16 protein-coding genes are annotated in these 22,626 nt (G+C 57.4%); 6 read left to right on the forward strand and 10 right to left on the reverse strand.

Annotated features, from left to right (window positions below; genetic code table 11):
• Window positions 1-6 precede the first annotated feature (6 nt).
• From QZ869_RS05950 to scpA, 4 genes are all read left to right on the forward strand, one after another.
• Window positions 7-1,053, forward strand: coding sequence for a glutathione synthase (locus tag QZ869_RS05950; protein ID WP_296103215.1), 1,047 nt, complete (start codon window positions 7-9; stop codon window positions 1,051-1,053).
• A 79-nt stretch (window positions 1,054-1,132) separates the two neighbouring features.
• On the forward strand, window positions 1,133-2,026 hold the full coding sequence (locus tag QZ869_RS05955; RefSeq protein WP_296103216.1) for an EamA family transporter: 894 nt from the start codon (window positions 1,133-1,135) through the stop codon (window positions 2,024-2,026).
• 184 nt (window positions 2,027-2,210) lie between these two features.
• Window positions 2,211-3,491: a GNAT family N-acetyltransferase gene (locus QZ869_RS05960; protein WP_296103217.1), complete on the forward strand. Its 1,281-nt coding sequence runs from the start codon at window positions 2,211-2,213 to the stop codon at window positions 3,489-3,491.
• A 144-nt stretch (window positions 3,492-3,635) separates the two neighbouring features.
• Window positions 3,636-5,777, forward strand: coding sequence for a methylmalonyl-CoA mutase (gene scpA, locus QZ869_RS05965; RefSeq protein ID WP_296103219.1), 2,142 nt, complete (start codon window positions 3,636-3,638; stop codon window positions 5,775-5,777).
• Window positions 5,778-5,867: 90 nt separating this feature from the next.
• Here scpA and QZ869_RS05970 read toward each other — a convergent pair whose 3' ends face one another.
• The 5 genes from QZ869_RS05970 to QZ869_RS05990 form a co-directional block, all read right to left on the reverse strand.
• Window positions 5,868-6,683, reverse strand: a complete 816-nt coding sequence (locus QZ869_RS05970) for a DUF4167 domain-containing protein (RefSeq protein WP_296099346.1) — start codon at window positions 6,681-6,683, stop codon at window positions 5,868-5,870.
• Window positions 6,684-7,070: 387 nt separating this feature from the next.
• Entirely contained in the window at window positions 7,071-7,934 is an 864-nt protein-coding gene (gene prmC, locus QZ869_RS05975; protein WP_296103221.1) for a peptide chain release factor N(5)-glutamine methyltransferase, read from the reverse strand.
• Window positions 7,931-9,010: a peptide chain release factor 1 gene (gene prfA / locus QZ869_RS05980; protein ID WP_296014187.1), complete on the reverse strand. Its 1,080-nt coding sequence runs from the start codon at window positions 9,008-9,010 to the stop codon at window positions 7,931-7,933. Before prfA ends, prmC begins: the two co-directional genes overlap by 4 nt.
• Before the next feature lie 31 nt (window positions 9,011-9,041).
• Window positions 9,042-11,309 (reverse strand): phosphoenolpyruvate--protein phosphotransferase, encoded by a 2,268-nt coding sequence (gene ptsP / locus QZ869_RS05985; protein WP_296014182.1) that lies wholly within the window; start codon window positions 11,307-11,309, stop codon window positions 9,042-9,044.
• Window positions 11,310-11,574: 265 nt separating this feature from the next.
• On the reverse strand, window positions 11,575-12,855 hold the full coding sequence (locus tag QZ869_RS05990; protein ID WP_296014179.1) for an aspartate kinase: 1,281 nt from the start codon (window positions 12,853-12,855) through the stop codon (window positions 11,575-11,577).
• Between the two features lie 340 nt (window positions 12,856-13,195).
• Between QZ869_RS05990 and QZ869_RS05995 the strand changes: the two genes are divergently transcribed.
• Complete coding sequence (locus tag QZ869_RS05995; RefSeq protein ID WP_296103223.1) at window positions 13,196-15,040, forward strand: DEAD/DEAH box helicase; 1,845 nt, start codon at window positions 13,196-13,198, stop codon at window positions 15,038-15,040.
• Window positions 15,041-15,075: 35 nt separating this feature from the next.
• On the opposite strand, the gene QZ869_RS06000 is transcribed toward QZ869_RS05995, so the two are convergent.
• Entirely contained in the window at window positions 15,076-15,861 is a 786-nt protein-coding gene (locus QZ869_RS06000; protein ID WP_296103225.1) for an SH3 domain-containing protein, read from the reverse strand.
• Window positions 15,862-16,075: 214 nt separating this feature from the next.
• Between QZ869_RS06000 and ubiG the strand changes: the two genes are divergently transcribed.
• Entirely contained in the window at window positions 16,076-16,822 is a 747-nt protein-coding gene (gene ubiG, locus QZ869_RS06005; protein ID WP_296103227.1) for a bifunctional 2-polyprenyl-6-hydroxyphenol methylase/3-demethylubiquinol 3-O-methyltransferase UbiG, read from the forward strand.
• Window positions 16,823-16,876: 54 nt separating this feature from the next.
• Here ubiG and QZ869_RS06010 read toward each other — a convergent pair whose 3' ends face one another.
• The 4 genes from QZ869_RS06010 to QZ869_RS06025 form a co-directional block, all read right to left on the reverse strand.
• Window positions 16,877-17,794 carry an ATP-grasp fold amidoligase family protein gene (locus QZ869_RS06010; protein WP_296103229.1) on the reverse strand — a complete coding sequence of 306 codons (918 nt, stop codon included), beginning with the start codon at window positions 17,792-17,794 and terminating at the stop codon, window positions 16,877-16,879.
• Between the two features lie 42 nt (window positions 17,795-17,836).
• Window positions 17,837-19,111 (reverse strand): hypothetical protein, encoded by a 1,275-nt coding sequence (locus tag QZ869_RS06015; RefSeq protein WP_296103230.1) that lies wholly within the window; start codon window positions 19,109-19,111, stop codon window positions 17,837-17,839.
• Window positions 19,112-19,142: 31 nt separating this feature from the next.
• Window positions 19,143-21,308 carry a GumC family protein gene (locus QZ869_RS06020; RefSeq protein ID WP_296103232.1) on the reverse strand — a complete coding sequence of 722 codons (2,166 nt, stop codon included), beginning with the start codon at window positions 21,306-21,308 and terminating at the stop codon, window positions 19,143-19,145.
• Window positions 21,309-21,576: 268 nt separating this feature from the next.
• Window positions 21,577-22,620, reverse strand: a complete 1,044-nt coding sequence (locus tag QZ869_RS06025) for a Gfo/Idh/MocA family oxidoreductase (RefSeq protein WP_296017749.1) — start codon at window positions 22,618-22,620, stop codon at window positions 21,577-21,579.
• Window positions 22,621-22,626 lie beyond the last annotated feature (6 nt).

Here is a 22,626-nt window from a genome sequence, read left to right on the forward strand (position 1 = left end):
GGAACTATGCGCCTAGCATTCTTTGTCAATTCGATCGAAGGCGAACATCCAAGCTACGCCACCGGGCTCCTCGCCATGGCGGCGCTCAACCGTGGTCACGACGTCATTTACCTGACACCCGGCGATTTCACTCTGCGTCCAGATGATACGCTCGTTGTGCACGCGCTCGTCATGCCGAAACAAAAATACAAAAAGGTGGAAACTTTTCACGCCACTCTGCAGGAGCGGCAGTTGCAGCGAGAAACCATCGACATCGAAGAGATCGATGCGCTTATGCTGCGCAACGATCCCTCTCTCGACCAGACCGCGCGACCCTGGGCAGTTCATTCTGGCATTCTTTTTGGACGACTTGCCGAGCAACGGGGCGTACTTGTTCTAAACGACCCGGAAGGCCTGGCGCTGGCGCAAAACAAACTCTACTTCCAGAGCTTTCCTGAAACCGTTCGTCCGACCACGCTGATTTCCCGCAATGTTGAGGAGATACGGGCCTTTGCGGACGCGCATCCCAAGGGCGTTATCGTCAAGCCGTTACAGGGTTCCGGCGGCAAGAATGTCTTCAAGATCGGGTCTTCCAAGGAGACAAATCTCAATCAGATTTTCGAGGCTATCAGCATCGAAGGTTACCTGATAGCGCAGGCCTATCTGCCAGCGGCGAAAAACGGCGATATCCGCTTCTTCATGATGAATGGAGAGCCTTTGATGCGCGATGGCGCTTACGCTGCGCTGCGGCGCGTTCCGGCCAAGGGCGATCTACGCTCCAATATCCATGCTTCCGGCACCGCCGAAGCGGTGGAGGTCAACGACGACGTGCTGGCGCTGGCGGAGATGATGCGACCCAAGCTCGTGGAGGATGGCATGTTCCTCGTCGGCCTGGATATCGTCGGCGATAAGATCCTGGAAGTAAATGTCTTTTCGCCGGGCGGTCTTGGACATATTCGTGAACTCACCAATGTGGATTTCACCGACACCGTCATTGAGGCTGTCGAGAAGAAGGTTACCATGCAGGCAGCCTCCGCAGGTATGGTAAACAACCGGTTGCTTGCCACGCTTTAGGGTCGAAAGTCGATTGACGGATTGCTGACCCTCCCATAACTGTTCCGTCAGCATCTCTCTTGCCGGAACGACAAATCCCATGAAGCCGGGCCAACTCGCCGCTTATATTTTCCTTGCTGTGGCTTGGGGATTGTCCTTCACGCTCGTGCTGCGTGTTGTGGAGTCCTTCGGTTGGGTCGGCGCGGTGTCGCTGAGGTGCCTTATTGCCAGCGGCACACTTTATCTGGTGGCAAAGGCAAGCGGGAGACCGCTTGACTTCTCAGCCGGATGGCGCGCCTTCTCGATTGTCGGCGCAACGACGGTGGCGGGCCAGCTGATCGGATTATCCTACGCCACACCGCAGATCGGCACTGCCATGGCTGCGATATTCGTGGCCAGTATTCCACTGTTCTCGATGTTGATCGGGCAACTCTGGGGCCTTGAAAAAATATCAGCGCAGTCGATGATCGGCATCTGCTGCGGCATAGTCGGCATAGTCGTTCTTGTCGGCTTTCCAGCAGTGCCGGTAACGCAGGCTTTTATCCTGGGCTCTTTCGCCTGCATGATCGGTTGCCTCTGCGCGGCATTTGGCAGCAATTATGCCAGCCGCTTCCTGAAGGGCACCGGTTCTTGGGAGATCACCATCGGATCGTTTTTCGCCGGCGGCGTCCTCACACTACCGCTTCTTGCCGTTGTACCTGTCCCCGCAGTCCCATCACTCGTCGATGTCGGCTATCTCGTTGCACTCGCAATCATCATGAGTGCGCTCACCTACATAACCTATTTCCGTCTGGTAGCGACCATCGGCGCGACCAAAACGATCAGCGTTGAGTTTGTGGTGACCGTGATCGCCGTCTTCATCGGAGCCTTCGTGCTGGATGAGCCCCTCTCGGCGGCGCAATTCATAGGTGCGGCCATCATCGTCATAGGCTGCGCGCTGGTGCTGGGCGTTCTTCCAGCACGAAGGCGCGCACCTGTCGTGCCGGATTTATAATCAAGTGCGAAAATTTCGTGCGGGACGGCCCTCAACATTTCTCCAACTTCGTTCTATGATCAGTATGTTATGATATCTGCTAGAGCAGAGATTCGCGTACCTGTCTCATTTGCCTGCCACCGTTCAAGGATGGAGGTCGCTTGGACTTACGGTGATACTACACCCGGGGATGGTATAGATAAGCATGGCAAGTGACCCGAACGATCCGGACTTCAGCGAAAACCAGTTCGTCATGCCCAAACCTGCCGCAGAGGTTGAGAGGCCTGAGGCGGACAGCAGCATCCGTGTGGGCCGCGAGGGTCGTGAATTCTGCATATATCCCGCCCAACTCGGATACGACCTTCAGGAAGAACTTGATTTCTTGTCCAACCGGGTGATGGAGCCTAACGTATTTTTCACCGGTCGGCTGCTTGCACCTGCCATGCCGCGCATCGAAGATCGGTCCGTTCGCTTTGCTCTGATGCGTGACGAGAACGGCCGACGCAGTCGCATGCGCTTTCTCATGCCCTTCACCATCGAGAAACCCGGTTTCTCCGTCGGCCCCTCCATCTTGCGCGCCTGGGCCAACCCGTTCGGGCCGCTTGGAACGCCATTGGTGGATAGCGAGGGCGCAGCCGAAACCATCGACAATCTTCTCGATGCATTGATGCAGCCTGAACTTCGGTTGCCAAGCGTGCTCGTGCTTCCGCTGGTGCGGCTGAACGGACCTTTCGTACGCATGATCAGGGCTGTGGCGTTAAGCCGGAATCTTCCAGTTTCCATGGCTGAGCGCCACAGAAGGCATCTGCTTCAAAACGGACCAGATGCCGACATCTATCTTCAGAACAAGCTTTCCTTCGACGATCGCAACTTGCTGAAAACAAAGTGGTCGGACCTTCAGGCATTGGGGACTGTGTCCTACAATGTCGCTCGTCAGGCAGGCGATGTGCGTATGCGGATGGAGGAGTTTCTGGCGCTGGAGGCGAATGGCACGAAAGGGCGCAAGCGCAATGCGCTCGTGACCGATCGCTACCGCACTGCCTTTGCCCGTGAAGCGATCAACAATCTGGCTGAGATCGACGCGGCGCGTATCCACACCGTCGATTTAAATGGAGAAGCGATCGCCTCCGTCGTCATTCTCATGGCCATGGGTGAAGCCTATATCTGGAAGGCAGCGTTCAACGAGCGTTATGCGAACTACATGCCCGAGCGGCTTCTGACCCAACGCCTGACCGAATGGCAGCTTGATGACGCCAACATCATCTGCACTGACAATTGCGTTGTCGAAGAGGAGCTGTCGCTCACAGGCTTGTGGGACGATGCGGCCGAAATGGGAACGCTCGTTGTCGGCTTATCGCAAAACAGCGACCGAGATGTGCGCCAGGTGGCAACCCAGGTCCATATGTACCGCAACACCCGCAATCTGGCGAAGGCGCTGCGCGAGCGGATCATGTCTCTTGGACGAAAGGGCGGCACTGCTACCTGATCGTGACGACATCTTCATCGATAGTCGCGGTTGTTAAATTCTCCAATGATTTTATCTTGCCCTTCCGGCTGCGCGCATATGCGACCGGATGGAGAGTAAAACGTTTCGTTTTCACATCAGACGAAATGCAACAGGGAGACAGGCATGGCGGACGAAAAGTCGGTAAAGGATTGGGAGCAACTGGCCGAAAAGGAACTGAAGCGCGCTCCCGATACCCTCACCTGGCAGACGCCTGAAGGAATTGCCGTCAAGGCCCTTTACACATCAGACGATCTCGACGGCCTATCTCATCTCGACAGCTTACCCGGCTTTAAGCCATTCGTTCGAGGACCCCGCGCCACCATGTATGCTGGCCGCCCCTGGACGATCCGTCAATATGCCGGTTTTTCCACAGCGGAAGAATCGAACGCCTTTTATAAGCGCAATCTGGCGGCTGGCCAAAAGGGACTGTCTGTCGCTTTCGATCTGGCGACACACCGGGGCTACGATAGCGATCACGAGCGCGTCGTTGGCGATGTCGGCAAGGCGGGTGTAGCGATCGACTCCGTTGAAGACATGAAAATCCTGTTCGACGGCATTCCTCTGAAAGAAATGTCTGTGTCGATGACCATGAATGGTGCTGTCATCCCCATCCTTGCGTCTTTCATCGTCGCTGGGGAAGAACAGGGATGCTCCCATGCGGAGCTTTCAGGCACCATCCAGAACGACATTCTCAAAGAATTCATGGTGCGCAACACCTATATCTACCCCCCGGCACCTTCGATGCGCATCATCGCCGATATCATCGAGTATACGGCGCGCGAGATGCCACGCTTCAACTCGATCTCCATTTCCGGCTATCACATGCAGGAGGCGGGTGCGACGCTGGTTCAGGAACTGGCCTTCACGCTGGCGGATGGACGGGAATATGTGCGGGCGGCGTTGAAGAAGGGATTGAATGTCGATGATTTTGCCGGTCGCCTGTCCTTCTTCTTTGCCATTGGCATGAACTTCTTCATGGAGGCTGCCAAGCTGCGCGCTGCACGCCTCCTATGGTCGCGAGTGATGGAAGAATTCAATCCGCAAAAGCCGTCTTCTATGATGTTGCGCACCCACTGCCAGACATCGGGCGTGTCTCTACAGGAGCAGGATCCATTCAACAATGTCATTCGCACCGCTTATGAAGCCCTTTCAGCCGTCCTAGGCGGCACACAGTCGCTCCACACCAACGCGCTTGACGAGGCCATGGCGCTGCCGACTGATTTTTCCGCCCGTATCGCTCGCAACACTCAGCTTATTCTGCAGCATGAAACCGGCATCACCAAAGTCGTCGATCCGCTGGCAGGTTCTTACTATGTGGAGAGCCTGACGAACGAGCTTGTAGGGAAAGCCTGGGCGCTGATGGAGGAGGTGGAGCAAATGGGCGGCATGACCAAAGCCGTCGATGAAGGTCTGCCGAAGAGGCTGATCGAGGAGGCAGCGACCAAACGCCAGGCGGCTGCAGACCGGGGCGAAGAGATTATCGTTGGCGTCAACAAGTTCCGCCTGGAGAACGAAGAGCCGATCGATATTCTAGATATCGACAACTCCGCCGTCCGTGCGTCGCAGATCAAGCGTCTGGAAACCGTTCGCCGTCAGCGCAATCCGGTAGACGTTGAACGAACACTGGCAAACCTTTCCGAAGTCGCGCGCACAGGACAAGGCAACCTGCTCGAATCGGCTGTGGAAGCGGCGCGCGCTAGGGCAACCGTCGGAGAGATTTCAGACGTCATGCGCGCTGTCTTCGGAGACCATGCCGCCGTTCCGGAGGTGGTTCACGACGTTTACGGCGCGGCCTATGAGGACGATCCGGAGTTTGCAACCTTGCGTAACCGGATCGTCGAGCTGTCGCACACCGTGGACGGCAAACCACGCATGATGATCGCCAAGCTCGGTCAGGACGGCCACGACCGCGGGGCGAAGATCATTGCATCCGCTTTTGGCGATATCGGCTTCGATGTGATTGCAGGCCCCCTGTTCCAGACGCCGGAGGAAGCGGCAGATCTCGCGGTGGAGAACAGGGTGCATGTGGTGGGAATGTCGTCACTTGCTGCTGGCCACAAGACGCTGGCGCCGCAACTGGTCGCAGCGCTGAAGGCCAAAGGAGCAGAAAAGATCATCGTCATCGTCGGCGGCGTCATTCCACGTCAGGACTATGACTTCCTTCTGGACAACGGCGTTGCCGCGGTCTTTGGACCTGGCACCAATGTACTGGAAGCTGCCCGCGCCGTGATAGACCTGATGCAGGGTCGACTGCGTAACGCTTGATTACAACCAACGCCGATAAAATGGTCCCAACGAAAAAGCGATGGATTTGCACCCATCGCTTTTTGTTTTTGTGAGTGTTGAGGACAGAGCTTATTCGGCTGCCTTCTCCAGTTCGGAAGGCTCAGCGCCTTCTGCCTCTTCGGCACCGGCGGTACGGCGCGGGCGGCGGGGACGCGGGCTGGTGCTGCGTGCACGGCGCGGTGCGCGCTCGCTTGCACCGGCTTCAGCCTGAGCTTCTTCTTCCACAGCCACTTCCTTGGGCGTACCCTCGATGACCGGCTGTGGCGCGGAGCTTGCATCGTAAACAGGCGCGACAGGTACAGGCGCTGCAGCTACAACGGTCTCGGCACCTTCCTCAGCCTGCGCTTCACGCGGCTGACGCTCAGGACGGTTCTGACGGTCCCGGCGATCGCGACGCTCACCTCTGTCCTGACGATCCTGCCGTTCGGGACGCTCCTGGCGCTCGGGCTGATCATGGCGCTGGGCGCGCTGTTCATTCTGCTCATGCGCAACGGGCAGCACAACGACGACATCGTCATTTTCATTGCCATCCATATCGTCGCCATCACGATCGTTGCCGTAATCGCCGCGATCGTCGCGCTGGAAACGTTCCTGCATCTGCGCCTGGGCAGACAAGATAATGCGATTGTAGTGTTCGGCGTGCTGGAGATAGTTTTCAGCCATAACGCGGTCGCCAGAGCTTTGCGCATCCCGTGCGAGAGCAGCGTATTTCTCCGCAATATGCTGAGCAGTGCCGCGAATTTTAACATCAGGGCCGGAACTGTCATAAGTCCTGGTCAGCGGATTTCCACCCTTACGGTTGAAATTGTTGTTGTTACCGCCGCCGTTATTATTGTTGTTGTTATTACGCCCCCGGCCGCGCTTGTTTTGCTGTCCTGGCCTCATCAATTGCTCACCTGAATTCTGTTTTGCTGATAATTCTCGTATTTCGATGCGATCCAGGCGAGCAACAAAACGCTTCTCCTGAACCGCGACCATTACGCGCCCTGCTCTCTTGAGAGACAAGACTTCGCGTTTTCCGACCGGATGCGCATATGCTGCATCAAGCCGCTTGCGAACAAAGTTTCCTGAATCACATGCCGGAAATGCCCAGCCTTTCAGAGCTCTCCAAGAGAACCCGCTTCGGGACTGATCCAAACCCTGGCGAATCTTATTTCGCCCTCAGCCACCCGGCATGTGGCCGCAAACTAGCCCGCTTCCTGCGGAAATCCAAGCCTTTTCTTTTGCTTTGCAAAATATCCTTGAACAAAACATCCACAGCTGTTTTTCGACCTATCTGCGGAATATCAATACGCGATCATGACCGCCATAGTCTTTGACGCGGTTGGCGCATTCATATCCCTTGGATGCAAATATGGTGGTTACATCTGCCATCTGATCGTAGCCTATTTCGACCCCGACCACTCCACCGCTTTCGAGAAAATCCACTGCTTTTTCAGCTATAACTCTATACGGGAGAAGCCCATCCACACCGCCGTCTAGGGCGATGAACGGATCAAATTCGCGAACTTCGCGATCCAATGTATCGATGACATCGGTTCTGATATAGGGCGGGTTTGACAAGATTATGTCGAAACGTCCCGAAATATGCTCGAACCAGTCGCTCTCGATTGTCTCGAAGCGCTCTGCAAGTGCAAGCCGCTCTGCGTTGCCACGCGCAGTCGCAATTGCGTCTTGCGAGATATCGCTTCCCACGCCTGTTGCCTCGGGAACTGCGTGGAGAAGCGAAAGGCATATGGCGCCGGTTCCGATTCCCATATCGAGGATACGCGCCGCATCCTTACGCTGCACTGCAGCGCGGACATATGGCAGCGCAGCGTTGACCAGCACCTCCGTATCAGGACGGGGTTCCAGCGTCCCCTGCGACAGCAGAAAATCGAGCCCGTAGAACTCACGGCGTCCGAGGATGCGGTGAACTGGCTCTCCCCTCTCGCGCCGCGCAATCAAGGCCTCGATCCGATCCACCTCATCCGTTTGAAGCGGACGGGCACCATTCAGAACGAAATCTGTCAAGGAAAAGCCAATGACCCCGCCGATCAATAGACGAGCATCGGTTGTCGGATCGGCGATGCCGGCAGCGTTGAGGCGCTGCTTTGCCTCGGCCACGCAAGCCTGAACTGTTAAACTGGACTTCACCGCTGCTCGCCAAGCTGCGCGAGCTGGCCCGCCTGATAATCGGCAATCAGCGCGTCCACCAACTCGTCTATGTCGCCTTCGATCATGCGGTCGAGCTTGTAGAGCGTCAAATTGATGCGGTGGTCGGTGACGCGACCTTGCGGGAAGTTATAGGTGCGGATGCGCTCGGATCGATCACCCGACCCCACCTGGCTCTTGCGGTCGGCGGAGCGTTCGCTGTCTGCCTTCTGTCGCTCGATGTCGTAAAGCCTCGAGCGCAGAACCTGCATCGCCTTGGCGCGGTTCTGGTGCTGCGATTTTTCCGAGGAGGTAACGATCAGTCCGGTCGGCAGGTGGGTAATGCGAACGGCCGAATCCGTCGTGTTGACGTGCTGACCTCCGGCGCCGGACGCACGCATCGTGTCGATGCGGATGTCTTCCGGGCGAATTTCGATATCGATATCCTCGGCTTCCGGCAGAACGGCGACGGTTGCGGCAGATGTATGGATGCGTCCGCCCGCCTCCGTTTCCGGCACACGCTGCACGCGATGCACGCCGGACTCGAATTTGAGTTTTGAGAACACGCCGCGACCGCTGATCGTGGCGATGATTTCCTTGAAGCCGCCCGCTTCCCCTTCGCTTGCCGAAAGGACTTCCACTTTCCAGCCCTTGCCGCTAGCAAAACGCTCATACATGCGGAAAAGATCGCCAGCAAAGAGCGCTGCTTCTGATCCGCCGGTGCCGGCACGAATTTCCAGAATGGCGCTCTTCTCATCTGCCGCGTCCTTGGGCAGAAGAAGGATCTGCATATCCTTCTCCAGCGCTTCGATACGCTCGGACAGCTCTGGAAGCTCAGCCTCGGCCAACTCACGCATATCCCGATCCATGGTCTTGTCGGACAGGATCGCTTCGAGGTCCGCAGCCTCGGCCTGAGCTTTCTCATATTCGCGAATGGTCTTCACCACAGGCTGCAATTCCGAATATTCGGAGGCCAGCTTGACATACACGTCTGCGGCGGGGCCTTCAGACATACGCGCCTCGATTTCACCGAAGCGTCGTTCAAGCTCACGCATTTTGTCGACGGGAAGCTTCGCCACCTGTCACATACTCCACTCTAAGATCATCGTGTTAAATAGGGATGGAATGCGTCGCAGCAAACCGAACCAGCAGATCGCGCGTATTTTCGAACGACTTGTTGTCGTCCAAAGCCGCATTCAACTCTTCTGCGAGCAGACCCGCATCCAGCCCGAGCAACATGGCCTTTACCGGACCGATCGCCGTGGGCGACATTGAGATCGAACGGTAACCGAGCCCGATCAGGGCCATGGCGGACAAGGGCTTGCTGGCCATTTCTCCGCACAGCGTCACCGGCGTCTTGTTTCGTTCTCCGGCACGGATAATATCGCGCAGAATACGCAGGAAAGGCTTGCCGAGATTGTCGAACCGATCCGAAACACGGGAATTGCCGCGATCCACAGCCATCGCGAACTGAAACAGATCGTTCGAACCGACCGAGACGAAATCCACTTCCGACATCAATTCGTCGAGCTGCCACATCAATGACGGCACTTCCAGCATGACCCCGAATTGAAGCTTGCGCGGCAACGCATGACTGAACTTGGAAAGATGCTGAACTTCCTTCTGCATCAAATCTCGGACCGCATGGATTTCCGAGACTTCGGTCACCATCGGCAACATCATCTTCAATTCCGCCCCCGATGCCGCGCGCAGAAGCGCGCGCATCTGAGTACGCAACAAACCCGGACGGTCGAGCGAAAGACGAATGGCGCGCCAGCCGAGTGCCGGGTTCTCTTCTTCCTGCCCGCGCATGTAGGAGACGACCTTGTCGCCGCCGATATCAAGCGTGCGGAATGTTACCGGCTTGCCCTTGGCCTGGCGCAGAACACTGCGATAGAAGGCCTCCTGCTCCTCGCCTTTGGGCATGTTGGAGGCAATCATGAACTGCAGTTCGGTACGAAAAAGTCCGATGCCATCCGCGCCTGACTCTTCCAGTTGCGGCAAATCCACCAGCAGGCCAGCATTCATTTTCAGGCTGACCTTTTGGCCATCCTTGGTGATCGGTTCCACGTCGCGCAGCGCACGGAATTGTTCCTGACGCCGCGCACGCAGGCGAACCTTTTCCTCGTAGGCCCGCTGCAAATCCGTGACGGGACGCAGATGAACCTTGCCGTCATCCCCGTCGATGATGATCGGATCATTATTCTCGGCAAGCGCCACGATTCCGGTCGCCTGGCCGATGACCGGAATACCCATGGCGCGGGCAACGATCACCACATGGCTTGTGACCGCGCCGTCTTCCAGCACCAGTCCGCGCAGCTTTTCACGTGGATAATCGAGAAGCTCGGCCGCACCCATGGCGCGCGCCAGAACGATGGCATCGAGCGGAAACTCGTGTTCGGGGCTTCTGCCACCAAAACCCATCAACTGGCGCAATAGTCGGTTGGCCAGATCGTCGAAATCATGCATCCGCTCGCGCAGATAGGGATCTGTCAGGCGCATCATACGCGCCTTGGTGTCGCTCTGCACCTTTTCGACCGCAGCTTCGGCTGTCAGACCGTTGCGGATCGCCTCTTCCATGCGGCGGACCCAGCCCTGATCGTGGGCGAACATGCGGTAGGTTTCAAGCACCTCGCGATGCTCGCCCTCGGTGGCGACATCACGACGTTGCAACATGTCGTCGATAGAAAGACGCAATGAGCCGATCGCTTCGGCCAGCCGGCGAATTTCCGTATCGGCGTCCTCGTTGAGAAGATTGGTCACGACGATGCGCGGATCGTGGAGAACCACATGACCGAGGCCTATACCTTCGGCATAGGCGTCACCGTCGATGGAGACGGCTCTGGTCAGATCCAACTCCACGCCAGGGCGGGTGATTTTCTTCAATTCGCCGCTCGCCACAATCTCCGCAATAAGCATCGCGGTTGTCTCAAGCGCTTCAACTTCATCCTCCCGGTATGTTCGGCTGGTCTTGTTCTGAACGACAAGAACGCCAAGAGTGCGACCGGATCTCAAAATCGGCACACCGAGGAAGGAATGGTAAATTTCTTCGCCCGTTTCAGGGAGATAGCGGAAAGCGGGATGCGCCTGCGCGTCCGAAAGATTGAGCGGTTGGGCGGAAGCGGCGATCGTACCGACAAGGCCCTGCCCCATTTTCAACTGGGCAAGATGCACCGCATCCTTGTTCAAGCCCTCAGTAGCGTAGAGCTCAAGAATGCTGTCGGAGCGAAGCACATAAACGGAACACACTTCGGCAACCATGTTGCTGGCAATCTGCCGGACAATCTGGTCGAGGCGCTCCTGCGGCTCAAGATGCTCCGCCATCATTTCGCGAAGCCGCCTGAGAAGGACGCGCGGACCTGCAGAAAGGTCTCTCATCGCGTATGCTCCCGAATGCCGAACGTGCGAAGTGAGGGGTTCGCACGAAAGGTTCAATCAAATTTATAGCGCACCTTTTACAGCGACAAGCTGAAATTGGTACCCCTAAAGCGTGTGCGAATTTTAAGATTCACCTTTAAAGCTTTAGGTCGTCGCTTCACGCATGTCGATATCGCAAAATCGCAAGGCGGTTTTGCGCGACGGCATTTGACCGGGACAACGCACGTTTCAGAAGAATCGAGTGCCGTGTGCCAAAGTCAGAGAATCAACTTTTATCCAGACCATAGGCAGAATGCAAAGTACGAACTGCAAGTTCGGCATAGGCGCCATCGATCAGGATGGAAATCTTGATTTCCGAGGTGGTGATCGCCTTGATGTTGATATTCTTTTCGGCCAGCGCCTTGAACGCGCTAGCAGCCACGCCCGCGTGGCTGCGCATACCGATGCCGATGACGGACACCTTGGCAAGCCCGGTTTCGTTCTGCACCACGTCAAAGCCGATCTGCGCCTTGTTGTCTTCCAGAACCTTCAGCGCTTTGGGAGCGTCACCGGAGGGAACCGTAAACGTCATATCCGTGCGCGAGCCGTCTTCAGAGATGTTCTGCACGATCATGTCGACATTGATATGGGCTTCCGCCAGCGGGCCGAAGATCGCAGCGGAAACGCCGGGGCGATCCGCGAGGCGGCGCAGCGAGATTTGTGCTTCATCCTTGGCATAGGCGATGCCTGTTACGACTTCCTGTTCCACGATTTCATCCTCGTCGCAAATCAAAGTACCGGGCGGGTTGATAAGGTCACCCATGCCCGGCGCATCGGGGTCCTCGAAACTGGAGCGCACGAAGGTCCGAACCTTGTGGACCATGGCAAGCTCGACCGAACGGACCTGCAGAACCTTGGCACCGAGAGACGCCATTTCAAGCATTTCCTCGAATGCCACTTTCTTCAGGCGGCGAGCCTTTGGCTCGATGCGCGGGTCAGTCGTGTAGACGCCGTCGACGTCGGTGTAGATGTCGCAGCGATCAGCCTTCACGCCAGCGGCAATAGCCACAGCGGATGTATCGGAACCGCCACGTCCAAGGGTGGCAATGCGGTTATCCGGACCGAGACCCTGGAAACCGGCAATAACAGCCACCTGTCCCTCGCCCATGCGACGAATGATATCGGAACCATCGATGTCGAGAATACGGGCTGCGCCATGGGCATTGTCGGTACGGATCGGGATCTGCCAGCCCTGCCAGGAGCGAGCGTTCACACCCATGGACTGAAGCGCAATGGCCAGAAGACCGGATGTGACCTGCTCACCGGAGGCGACCACGGCATCATATTCGCGGGCATCGTAAAAGGATGCTGAGCCGCTGGCGCCAGCGACTTTGGGCGTGTTCTGTACCCAGTCGACCAGTTCGTTGGTTTTTCCGGACATTGCCGAAACCACCACGGCCACTTCATGGCCTGCATCCACTTCACGTTTCACATGCCGTGCGACATTGTGAATACGTTCAAGGTTTGCGACGGACGTACCGCCGAATTTCATGACAATGCGAGCCATAGCCTAGACCAGTACCATCCCACTGCGCCGCGCGAGCGGCAGATAAGAAGACATCCCGCTCCCAGAAAGACCGGGCTTGCAGGTTGCGGGTCTCTTAGCGAAAAGGATAAGGCCATGCAATGCCGTTTGTGAACCATGCGGTACGGTTCTGGGGGCTTACCCGTGTCGACCTTGAAGCGGGCCTAAGCGCAAAATCGGCAAGCGTACCGCCCCGCACTGTACAAATGCGGCCAATGGCAGTAAAAGCGCGCCACATGAAATGGCCATAGTGGCCTCAACGGCCTGTGTGGCGTCGTCCGTTTGGGACAAATGCAGGCATCCATATTCCGAAAGACGGTAGATGACAGACACTCAGGGTATCGCCCCTGCGATTGCGCAGGCGTTGGAGAAGCGCGGCTATAAAGACTTGACCCCGGTTCAGCAGTCCATGCTGGATCCGGAACTTGCCGACAAGGACGCGCTCGTCTCGGCGCAGACCGGCTCGGGAAAGACGGTCGCTTTCGGCATTGCGCTGGCGCGTACCCTTCTAAGCAATAGCGAACGTTTCGGCCAGGCTGGCGCTCCGCTCGCTCTTGCCATTGCGCCCACGCGCGAACTTGCCATGCAGGTGAAGCGCGAGCTGGAGTGGCTCTATGAATTTGCCGGCGTCTCGATTGCCTCCTGCGTCGGCGGCATGGATATTCGCAACGAGCGCCGCGCGCTGGAACGTGGCTCCCATATTGTGGTCGGCACACCGGGTCGTATCTGCGACCACATCAAGCGTGGGGCACTCGACCTCTCCTCGCTGCGCGCCGTTGTTCTGGACGAAGCTGACGAGATGCTCGATCTCGGCTTTCGCGAAGATCTGGAATTCATTCTGGAGGAATCGCCCGAAGACCGCCGGACGCTGATGTTCTCGGCCACTGTCCCGCGCAGCATCGCCAAGCTTGCCGAAAGCTACCAGAAGAATGCCGTGCGCATCGCGACTGCTTCAGAGCAGAAACAGCACGTCGATATCGAATACCGCGCCATGATGGTCGCCGCTTCGGATCGCGAGCACGCCATCATCAACGCGCTGCGTTTCTACGAGGCGCGCAACGCCATTGTCTTCTGCTCGACACGTGCTGCCGTCAACCACCTGACAGCGCGCCTCAACAATCGTGGTTTCTCTGTCGTCGCCCTTTCCGGCGAGCTATCGCAGAACGAGCGCACGCACGCGCTTCAGGCCATGCGTGACGGCCGCGCCCGCGTTTGCGTGGCCACCGACGTGGCTGCGCGCGGTATCGACCTCCCCGGGCTGGAACTCGTGATCCATGCCGACCTGCCGACCAATTCCGAAACGCTTCTTCACCGTTCGGGCCGTACCGGCCGCGCCGGTCAGAAGGGCGTCAGCGCAATCGTCGTTCCCGTCAACCAGCGTCGCAAGGCCGAACGTCTTCTCGAAGGCGCAAAAATCAGCCCCGCATGGGTTCATCCACCTTCCGCCGACGAGATCGTCGAACGCGATGGTGCACGCCTGTTGGCAGATCCGTCGCTGAACGAGCCTGTCACCGATGACGAGCGCGATTTCGTCACCAAGCTTCTGGAGCAGCATGGCGCGGAGAAAGTCGCTGCGGCCTTTGTGCGGATGTATCACTCTGGTCGCTCGGCGCCTGAAGACATTTCCGAAGTTGCCCTTGATGGCCGCAAGCCACGTCGCGACAGCTTCGAAAACGTCGAGAACAATGCACCGCGCCGCGACCGTTCGGACTTCGCCGATAGCGCCTGGTTTACCCTTTCGGTCGGCCGCAAGCAGAATGCCGAGCCCCGTTGGCTGATCCCTATGCTCTGCCGCTTCGGCAAGCTGACACGCCAGGATATCGGCGCGATCCGCATGCAGCAGACGGAAACCTACGTGGAACTGGCGGCTGATGCCGTCGACCGCTTCGAGTCCGCTCTCGGCAAGGACATGACGCTCGAAAAGGGTATTCGGGTCAAGGCCATCGAAGGCAAGCCCGAAATGACGGGCAAGAGCCGTGAAGACACCCGTCCGCCAAAGGCGCAGAAGAAGTTTGCTGGCAAGGGTGATTTCGGCGGTGAGCGCCGTGGCGAAGACAAGCCCTGGAAGAAAAAGGCTAATGCCGCTGGCGACAGGCCCAGCAAGTTCGAGGGCAAGAAAGACAAGCCTTTCGAAAAGCGCGGACCTAAGAAAAAAGATCACTCCTAAAAAAAAACCCGGCCTAGCGCCGGGCTTTTAAGTTTTTAACGGCCTTCGCAGTTGCGATCGCCAGGACGGCACCACATTCCGCCACCCTGATCGGACGGCTGCTGTTGCTGCTCCTGCCAACGCCGTTGACGCTCGCCATCATTCCAGTTGCGATCGCGTTGACCGTCGCGGTTACCCTCGCGCTCCCAGCGCGGACGGTCCCTGTCGCGGTCACGCTCGCGCTCTCTGTCTCGCTCGATGCGGTGCTGCTCACGATCGCGGCGGTCACGGTCGTTCTGGTCCCAGTTGCCATAGCGCTCTTCCCAGCGTCCGTCGTTCGGGCCAGGGCCGCGGCGATCACGCCACTCCTCGCGTGGCGGGCGCGGGCGATCGCGGTCGGCCCATGGTGGAGGTGCATTCCAATAACCGCCGGAGGGCGGCGGGCGGCGCCAGCGGTCACGCTCGCGATAGAAGTCGCGGTCGCGGTAGTAGCGATCCCAGTAACGGCCAACCTCGAACGTAATGACCGGAACGCCGAGATCACGGTAGTAGCGCGGTTCTACGTAAACGCGGTTCTGGCGATAGGTGGTCTGGATATAGCGCCCGGCGACCCAGCCGCGTCCATAGCTGAACGATACATCGCACCAGGGCGTGTCGGACAGGCAGCCATGAATCGTCAAAGGCGCGCCGTTTGGAATAACCACCACCGCCGGATAGGCCGTGCTTGGACCGGAGCGCATATTGACGTTGGCGGTGGCAAAGCCGCGCGTCGCCGCTTGCGCAAGCGCGGGCGCAGCAGCGAGCGCCAGCAGTGCAATTGCACCTAATAATTTCTTCTTCACTTTTTTCTCCTCAAGCAAAGGACTGGCCACCGTTGTTCGGCACTCAGCGCTGTAAAAATACGCTGCCTTGCTGAACGCAGCATGAAACGAAAGGGCGGCAAAACGGTTCCTTGCGCCTATGGGCCGCGCAAAACCATTGCTCCATAGCAGGCAGCCCCTTGACTTCACCTTTCAAGCATCCGACTTCAGGATCATAGAATTTTAGGAGATGACCATGAGCGAGACCGCGAAAACGACGATCGACCAGAGCGAAGTGGATCGTTTCTCCGCCATGGCCGCGGAATGGTGGAGCCCTACCGGCAAATTTCGCCCGCTCCATAAATTCAACCCGGTAAGGCTCGAATATATTCGAAACCGTGTCTGCGAGAATTTCGGTCGCGACCCAAAAGCGCATCGCCCTCTCGAAGGTCTGCGTTTCCTGGATATCGGCTGCGGCGGCGGCCTCCTGTCGGAGCCAATGGCGCGGATGGGCGCTGATGTCGTTGGCGCCGATCCATCTGAGAAGAACATCGGCATCGCGTCTACCCATGCGCGCGAGAGCGGCGTAAGCGTCGATTACCGCGCCGTTACGGCCGAGCAGTTGCAGGCCGCGGGCGAGACATTCGACGTAATCCTCAACATGGAAGTGGTCGAACACGTGGCCGACGTCAATCTTTTCCTGACGACCTGCGCGCAGATGGTCCGGCCCGGCGGGTTGATGTTCGCAGCAACAATCAACAGGACGCTGAAGGCCCGCGCGCTTGCCATATTTGCAGCAGAAAATGTGTTGAAGTGGCTGCCACGCGGAACACATCAATATGAAAAGCTGGTGCGACCCGAGGAACTGGAAACGCCTTTGAAGGCGAACGGGCTGGAAATTACTCATCACACGGGCGTGTTCTACAATGTCTTGCAAGACAGGTGGAATCTCTCTCCCGACATGGATGTGAATTATATGGTGCTCGCAAAGCGCCCCATGTAAGCCTTCAGACGGCAGCGCGATGGCGCATGACCGTTCGTCCACATCCTGCTTCGATCAACTGTCCGCTGATGGGCGACGGTGGCCCTTTGGAGTGTCGCGCCAGAAGGTGCCAAGCCAGGCATCGGTCGATGGCGGTCGAAATGCACCGAAGCCGGAGGTTGGGCAGAACGTCATCTCACCGAAGACGGGCCCGGTCGGCTTGTCGTAGAAGTCGATACGGACGAACTCGAAGCCTTGCGCAAGCGTCCGGGCTGCGGCAAGAATGGCATCGAGGTGCGGCGGACGCGGCAGCTCCTTGTCTTCCATCGGATAATAGTGACCGAATGGCAGCTTCTTCCAATTCTCGTCATAAAAGCAACGCCGGTGATCGCTGAAGCGTGCTGTATCGATTTGGATGCAGGGAATGGCGTTCTCGAAGCAAAAGAGCTTGTAATCAACCGGCGCTTCGCCATTTTCGCCGATAAAGGGCTCAATAAAGATTTCTGGATCGATGTGGTTGTACCATTCCTCCGCAAGTCGCCAAGCGGTGCGGCCCTGAAGCCAGGCGTCACATTTCTCTTTCGCGCCAACCAGATCCTGCGGCCCATAGACGAAGATGTTTCGATCCGACCCGTGATTGACCTTGATCACGTAAGGAAACGGCAGCGCCGGGCAATCATCGAGATTTTTGCCCCGCCAAAGCGTCGGCGTCACCCATTCCTCGCCAAGCAGTTTCGCCACATGCGCTTTGACCGCAATCTTGTCGCTTAAGAGGATCAGGCGCGGATCGTCCGCCGGTTCTCGCCAGGCGATTTTGCGGGCGACCAGATGTTCGTTCAGCGTCTTTGGATGATCAATGTTGGGCCAGAGCTTATGATAGCGGAAATACTGCAACTGCGTCGCCTGCTTGATAGGCAGGCAACGGATCGTGGCGTGATAGAGCGCCTTCAAGAGTTTTCCGATGACACTTTTCTGCGGTTGACCGACTGCCATGCCCATCCTCTTTCGCCCGCCCACCGGCTGACTCCAATAGCTTTAAACAATTCTGGACGCCCGCCAGAGCATGATCCCCGAAATGGATGCCGTTATCAGCGCGGTCACAAACGCGGCAAGCCCCGCCCCCATGAAGCCGAATGTGCCGATGAGAAGGAAACTCATTCCGACAGATAGGATCACACTCGACAGGTTGACGAAGGCGTAGGAGCCGTCTTTTCTAAGGCTGCTTAATCCGAAGCCCATCAGATCCGTACAGGCACGCACCGCCGCCGTCAGCAGCAGCAGCGCGAAAATGCCCTTGTACTCGCTAAGCGTTGGCATGTTCATGAACTTTACGACGATGCTTCCTGCAATAAAGATCGCTGCCCCGAGAACGAGCCCGACCACTGCGGTCTTGACGAACTGCCGTATCATCATGCGACGCCACTCATTGATCGAACCATCGCTATAGGCTTTGAATAATTTGGGAATGGCGATTTGTAACACCGCCGTCGAAATCAACGTCTGCAACGCATTCGCCAGCGACCAATAGAACGTATAGACGCCCGTGAGGGACAAGGTCAGCAACAGCGACACGATGTAGCGGTCCGCATAGACCAGGCCGACATTGCTCATATCGCTAATGTGGATGAGCCAGGAGCGGCGCATGCGGCTCCTGATCCAATCGTAGCGGATGGGTGTTCTGACGATCCGCGCAAGCGGCCAGTGCCGCAAAAAATAAAAAAGCCCGGCAAACATGCCGAGATATCCGAGCGCCCATCCGGCGAACACCGTCTCAATGTTGCGAAACGAAGAGAACAGCAGCCCCAGTGCAATGACCGGCAGAACCCAGGATGTGGTGCGCAAGAAAAACAGAATATTGGCAGCGCTCGACATTTCCTTGGAAATCAAGGGCATATGGATATCGCAGGAAATGGTTTCCAACCACACGACAATAAGAACGAGTACATAAAGCGGCTTGATTGGATAGTCGAAGAGGAAGGCGCAGGCCACCAAAAGCAGCGTTACGATCGACAGCGAAGCGACCGTAACCGCAAGCCGCGTTTTCATATAGGCGCCGGTCACGCCATTCGACTTGCCGCTGACATCGCGGGCAATAAAATAATTGAGACCCCACCCAAGAATGGCGGGCGCTGTAGTGACGACACCAAGCGCCAGACCGTAAATGCCGGCCGCCTCCAAACCCATGAATTTGACGATATAAAAAGAGAGGGCAAAACGCAGGACAAGCGTCGACCCACGAAGCCCGGTATTGAACAGCACGCTGAGACCCATCGATCTCAGGCCCTTGCCGAGGAATGGAAAGCGCTTCATCGCAAGGTGTCCAGTCTGTGCCAAACCAGCCTCAAAAGTGAAGGCCGGCATGGTCCTGACGAACCACACGCGCCTGCTTCAGCCCGCCTTCTTCGAGAGCCACGAGCGACAGGACAGTGCTTCCTGCGTCCTCTTCGTTTTCAAGGAGAACGACTTCATCAATCATTCTTGCAATCGAACTCGATGCTGCATGTGCGCTAGCAATCCCGCCATCCACGACGATCAGATCGAAAGCCTCATTCTCATCATTCACCATATGTCCGGACAGATGTGCCTCAAGATCGGCGCCCGCCGGCAAAAATTTCAGAAGCGACGTCTCCTCGAAATCGGCAATCACTCCACCATGGGGTTCGGCGGCATAGTCTTTTACGGATGGAGAATAGCCAAGCAACATGGCCGTCAAGGCAGGATCGCGGCTCGCGCCATCCGCCAGCAAGACGCGCCGTCCCAACCGAGCGGCGGCATGGGCCAGATTGAACGCAGCGTTGGAGGCGCGGTTTTTCAGACCGGTAGAAACCACCAGAACCGCATAACCCTTCGCAAGGGGAACGGAAGCGCAAAGTTCTTTCACAACCCCGGCATAATCGTCCGTGTCTCGTGCAAGAAGAGCGCTGCTATAAGTGCCGGAGATGATGCCGGACTTCCGAAGCACAGGGTTACGCACCGGCTCCGATGGCGTGACGGGCGCTTCCACTTGGGTGGGCGCACTCGCCTCCTCGACAGTGCCGGCATTGGGCGCTCCGGTCGGCTCGGCAAGCGTTTCAACGGCCTTTTCGGCTTTTGCAGCCTTCAACCGTTTAAAGCGGTTGATGACGTTTGCCGGACCTGGCGCGATCACGACTGCGTTTCGCCCGCCGAATTGGTCGCGCAGCACCAGAAAGCCTGCCGCAAGAATCATACCGAACAGTCCGGCACCTGCCGCAATCAGGGCTCTCGGCGGTCCGGCCTTGCGCAACGGCGCCTCTGCAACTGAAATGATCCTTGGATTTTCTGCGGGTGCGCTTTGCTGCTCCGATAGCTGGCGGGTGCGCAACAGGAAGGACTCATAGACAGCGCGATCGCTGTCGAGCTTGCGTTGAAGTTCGCGCAGTTGAACCATGGTGTCTTCTTCACCATTGAGATTGCGCTTGAGAGTGTCGAGATTGGCCTGAAGAAGCGCCAACTGATTTTTCAGTCGATCCAGATTGCGCGACGTGGTGGTCGCGAAGTTGCGAAGCTGATCGTCAAGGATCGTTGCCAGGGACTGGGTTCTGGCTCTCGCCGCCCGAAGCGCGGGATGCTGCGCGCCAAGCGAGGTGGCAAGAACGGCTTGCTCCTCCTGGCTTTGCTGATAGCGCGCCCTCAGAGAAATGATCGAGGGCGTGAGAGACGTGTCTGGAATGGATCGCAGATATTGCCTGTCGTTGCGCGCCTGCGTCAGCTCGGACACCAGGGCCTCGTTCTCGGCGATTGTGCCGGATAGGCGGGCGATTTCGGCATTGGCATCGGTGATCTGCTGTTCGATGTCAGGGCGACCGGCAACATTTGCAAGATTATGCGTGGCTCGGTAGGCCTGAACGGCGCGGTCTCCATCCTCCACAGCTTTTCGAAGCTGTTCGAGCTGTGCGGAAAGGCTGCCCCCCGTCCGTTTCAGCGTATCGGTATTCATTTCGGAACGGAGCTGGAGGTACGTGTTGGCAACGGTATTGGCGATCTTCGCCGCCTGCTCCGGGCTGTTCGACCGCACCGTTACATTGACGATGAAGCTTTTACCGACGATCGCCACGGACAGAGCCTTACGCAGCCTATCGATGGCAAGCTGAGTGCGGCTTCTGCTGTCGGTGTACTCGGATCCGAACGCGCCGAACTCCGGATCATCCTCGAGGTTTTCCTTCTCGACCACACGGGCCAGAAGCTCATTGGACGTCAGCAGATACTGCTGGTTCAGCACATGCGAGTCCACCGCCCGCGGCTGGGTGGACAATTCGCTTTCCAGAATTCGCGAGCCTTCAGGGTCGAGCAGGATTTGTGTGGTCGCCTGGTAGTAATTGCGCATCAGCAGTGAAATGCCGAATGCAACCATGCCCAGCAGCAGCCCGCTGAGGATGATACGAAGAATGTTTCGCCACAAAAGCGCGAAGAGTCGCAACAGGTTCTCCGGCCCATGCGTGGGTTCGCGATAACTCGCTTCGTCCATCACATTCTGGTTCATCGCCATGTCAGTTCACCGGCCTATAACTCAATACATAAAGCAGACGAGGAACCGGTGAAGACATCGGCACACCATGACCCACGTAAAGAAAGGTCTAAGTTTTGGACAGGATCGCCTCAATATAACAGACGGCCAGACCTGGACACTTTCTGGGTCACCTTAGAACGGCACCTGTTAACATACCGTTTTGCGGGTCTTTTGACACGAAGCAGCAAAAAAGGCCGAGGGGCTAGATGCTCCCCGACCTTTAATATCGACATCGTAGTTCTTAACCTCAGACGGCAATCTCGCGTCGTTCACGATCGGTGACGATCGAGAGATCGAGCACCTTCTGAAGGTTGGCGGCGTGGCGGAAATCGGGATCGGCGACCCCGCCTTCCATCACGGCTTTGGCGAATTTCTCATAATTCGTCGGCACCGGCTCCGGCTCGATATCGCGCCAGATCGCCTTTTCGATATCGTCGCCAAGGCATCCGCGCAGTGTCGAATATTCGGGCGTATGAACGACCTCAAGCGCACCTTTGTCGCCATGCAGGCGCAGGCGAAGCTCGTTCAGATGGCCGGTCGCCCAACGGGTGGCATGAATGACCCCCATGGCGCCATTCTGTAGTTCCGCCGTCATGGTGAAACTGTCATTGGCGTCGAGGTCGTAGACGTCGATCCGGTTGCCTTCATATTTGTCGAAGGTCTTCAGGCGCGTGAAGATACGCTCCACATCGCTGCCCGCACCGTAAGATGCAAAATCGAGAATATGAATGCCAACATCGCCTAGAACGCCGTTCGAGCCGTGTTTGGTTGAAAGGCGCCAGAGCCATTTGCTCTCCGTCATCCAGTCGCCCCAGGCTTTCGACACCAGCCAGCTCTGGAGATAGGAAGCCTCCAGATGCCGCAGCTTGCCGATACGGCCCTCCAGCACCATCTTGCGCGCTTCCTGAAGCGGTGCCACGTTGCGGTAAGTGAGGTTCACCATGGCAACCAAGCCTGCCTTTTCGGCGGCATCTGCCATTTCCGCGGCTTTACCATAGGTTTCCGCCAAAGGCTTTTCGCAGAAGACATGCTTTCCAGCAGCCAACAACTTGAGGCTGGTCGGATGATGGATCGCATCCGGCGTGACATTTGCCACAGCGTCGAATTCACCCCATGCAAGAGCATCATCCAGCGAGGTGAAGGTCAACGGTATGTTGTGGCGTGCAGCAAAGGCGCGCACGATCACCTCGTCGACATCGACAGCGGCGACGGTTTCCACGCCCGAAATCTGAGAGAAGTGGGTGGCGTGCGTGTTCGCCATACCACCGGTTCCAAGAATAAGTAGCTTCATAATGGA

The organism is uncultured Agrobacterium sp., from assembly GCF_913777885.1.
Taxonomy (GTDB): Bacteria; Pseudomonadota; Alphaproteobacteria; order Rhizobiales; family Rhizobiaceae; genus Agrobacterium.

What these genes read in the sequence shown, in the direction of transcription:
- QZ869_RS05950 (WP_296103215.1), top strand. Translation starts at nt 7, where the DNA reads ATGCGCCTAGCATTCTTTGTCAATTCGATCGAAGGCGAACATCCAAGC.
- QZ869_RS05955 (WP_296103216.1), top strand. Translation starts at nt 1,133, where the DNA reads ATGAAGCCGGGCCAACTCGCCGCTTATATTTTCCTTGCTGTGGCTTGG.
- QZ869_RS05960 (WP_296103217.1), top strand. Translation starts at nt 2,211, where the DNA reads ATGGCAAGTGACCCGAACGATCCGGACTTCAGCGAAAACCAGTTCGTC.
- scpA (WP_296103219.1), top strand. Translation starts at nt 3,636, where the DNA reads ATGGCGGACGAAAAGTCGGTAAAGGATTGGGAGCAACTGGCCGAAAAG.
- QZ869_RS05970 (WP_296099346.1), bottom strand. Translation starts at nt 6,683, where the DNA reads ATGAGGCCAGGACAGCAAAACAAGCGCGGCCGGGGGCGTAATAACAAC.
- ptsP (WP_296014182.1), bottom strand. Translation starts at nt 11,309, where the DNA reads ATGAGAGACCTTTCTGCAGGTCCGCGCGTCCTTCTCAGGCGGCTTCGC.
- QZ869_RS05990 (WP_296014179.1), bottom strand. Translation starts at nt 12,855, where the DNA reads ATGGCTCGCATTGTCATGAAATTCGGCGGTACGTCCGTCGCAAACCTT.
- QZ869_RS05995 (WP_296103223.1), top strand. Translation starts at nt 13,196, where the DNA reads ATGACAGACACTCAGGGTATCGCCCCTGCGATTGCGCAGGCGTTGGAG.
- ubiG (WP_296103227.1), top strand. Translation starts at nt 16,076, where the DNA reads ATGAGCGAGACCGCGAAAACGACGATCGACCAGAGCGAAGTGGATCGT.
- QZ869_RS06010 (WP_296103229.1), bottom strand. Translation starts at nt 17,794, where the DNA reads ATGGCAGTCGGTCAACCGCAGAAAAGTGTCATCGGAAAACTCTTGAAG.
- QZ869_RS06015 (WP_296103230.1), bottom strand. Translation starts at nt 19,111, where the DNA reads ATGAAGCGCTTTCCATTCCTCGGCAAGGGCCTGAGATCGATGGGTCTC.
- QZ869_RS06020 (WP_296103232.1), bottom strand. Translation starts at nt 21,308, where the DNA reads ATGGCGATGAACCAGAATGTGATGGACGAAGCGAGTTATCGCGAACCC.
- QZ869_RS06025 (WP_296017749.1), bottom strand. Translation starts at nt 22,620, where the DNA reads ATGAAGCTACTTATTCTTGGAACCGGTGGTATGGCGAACACGCACGCC.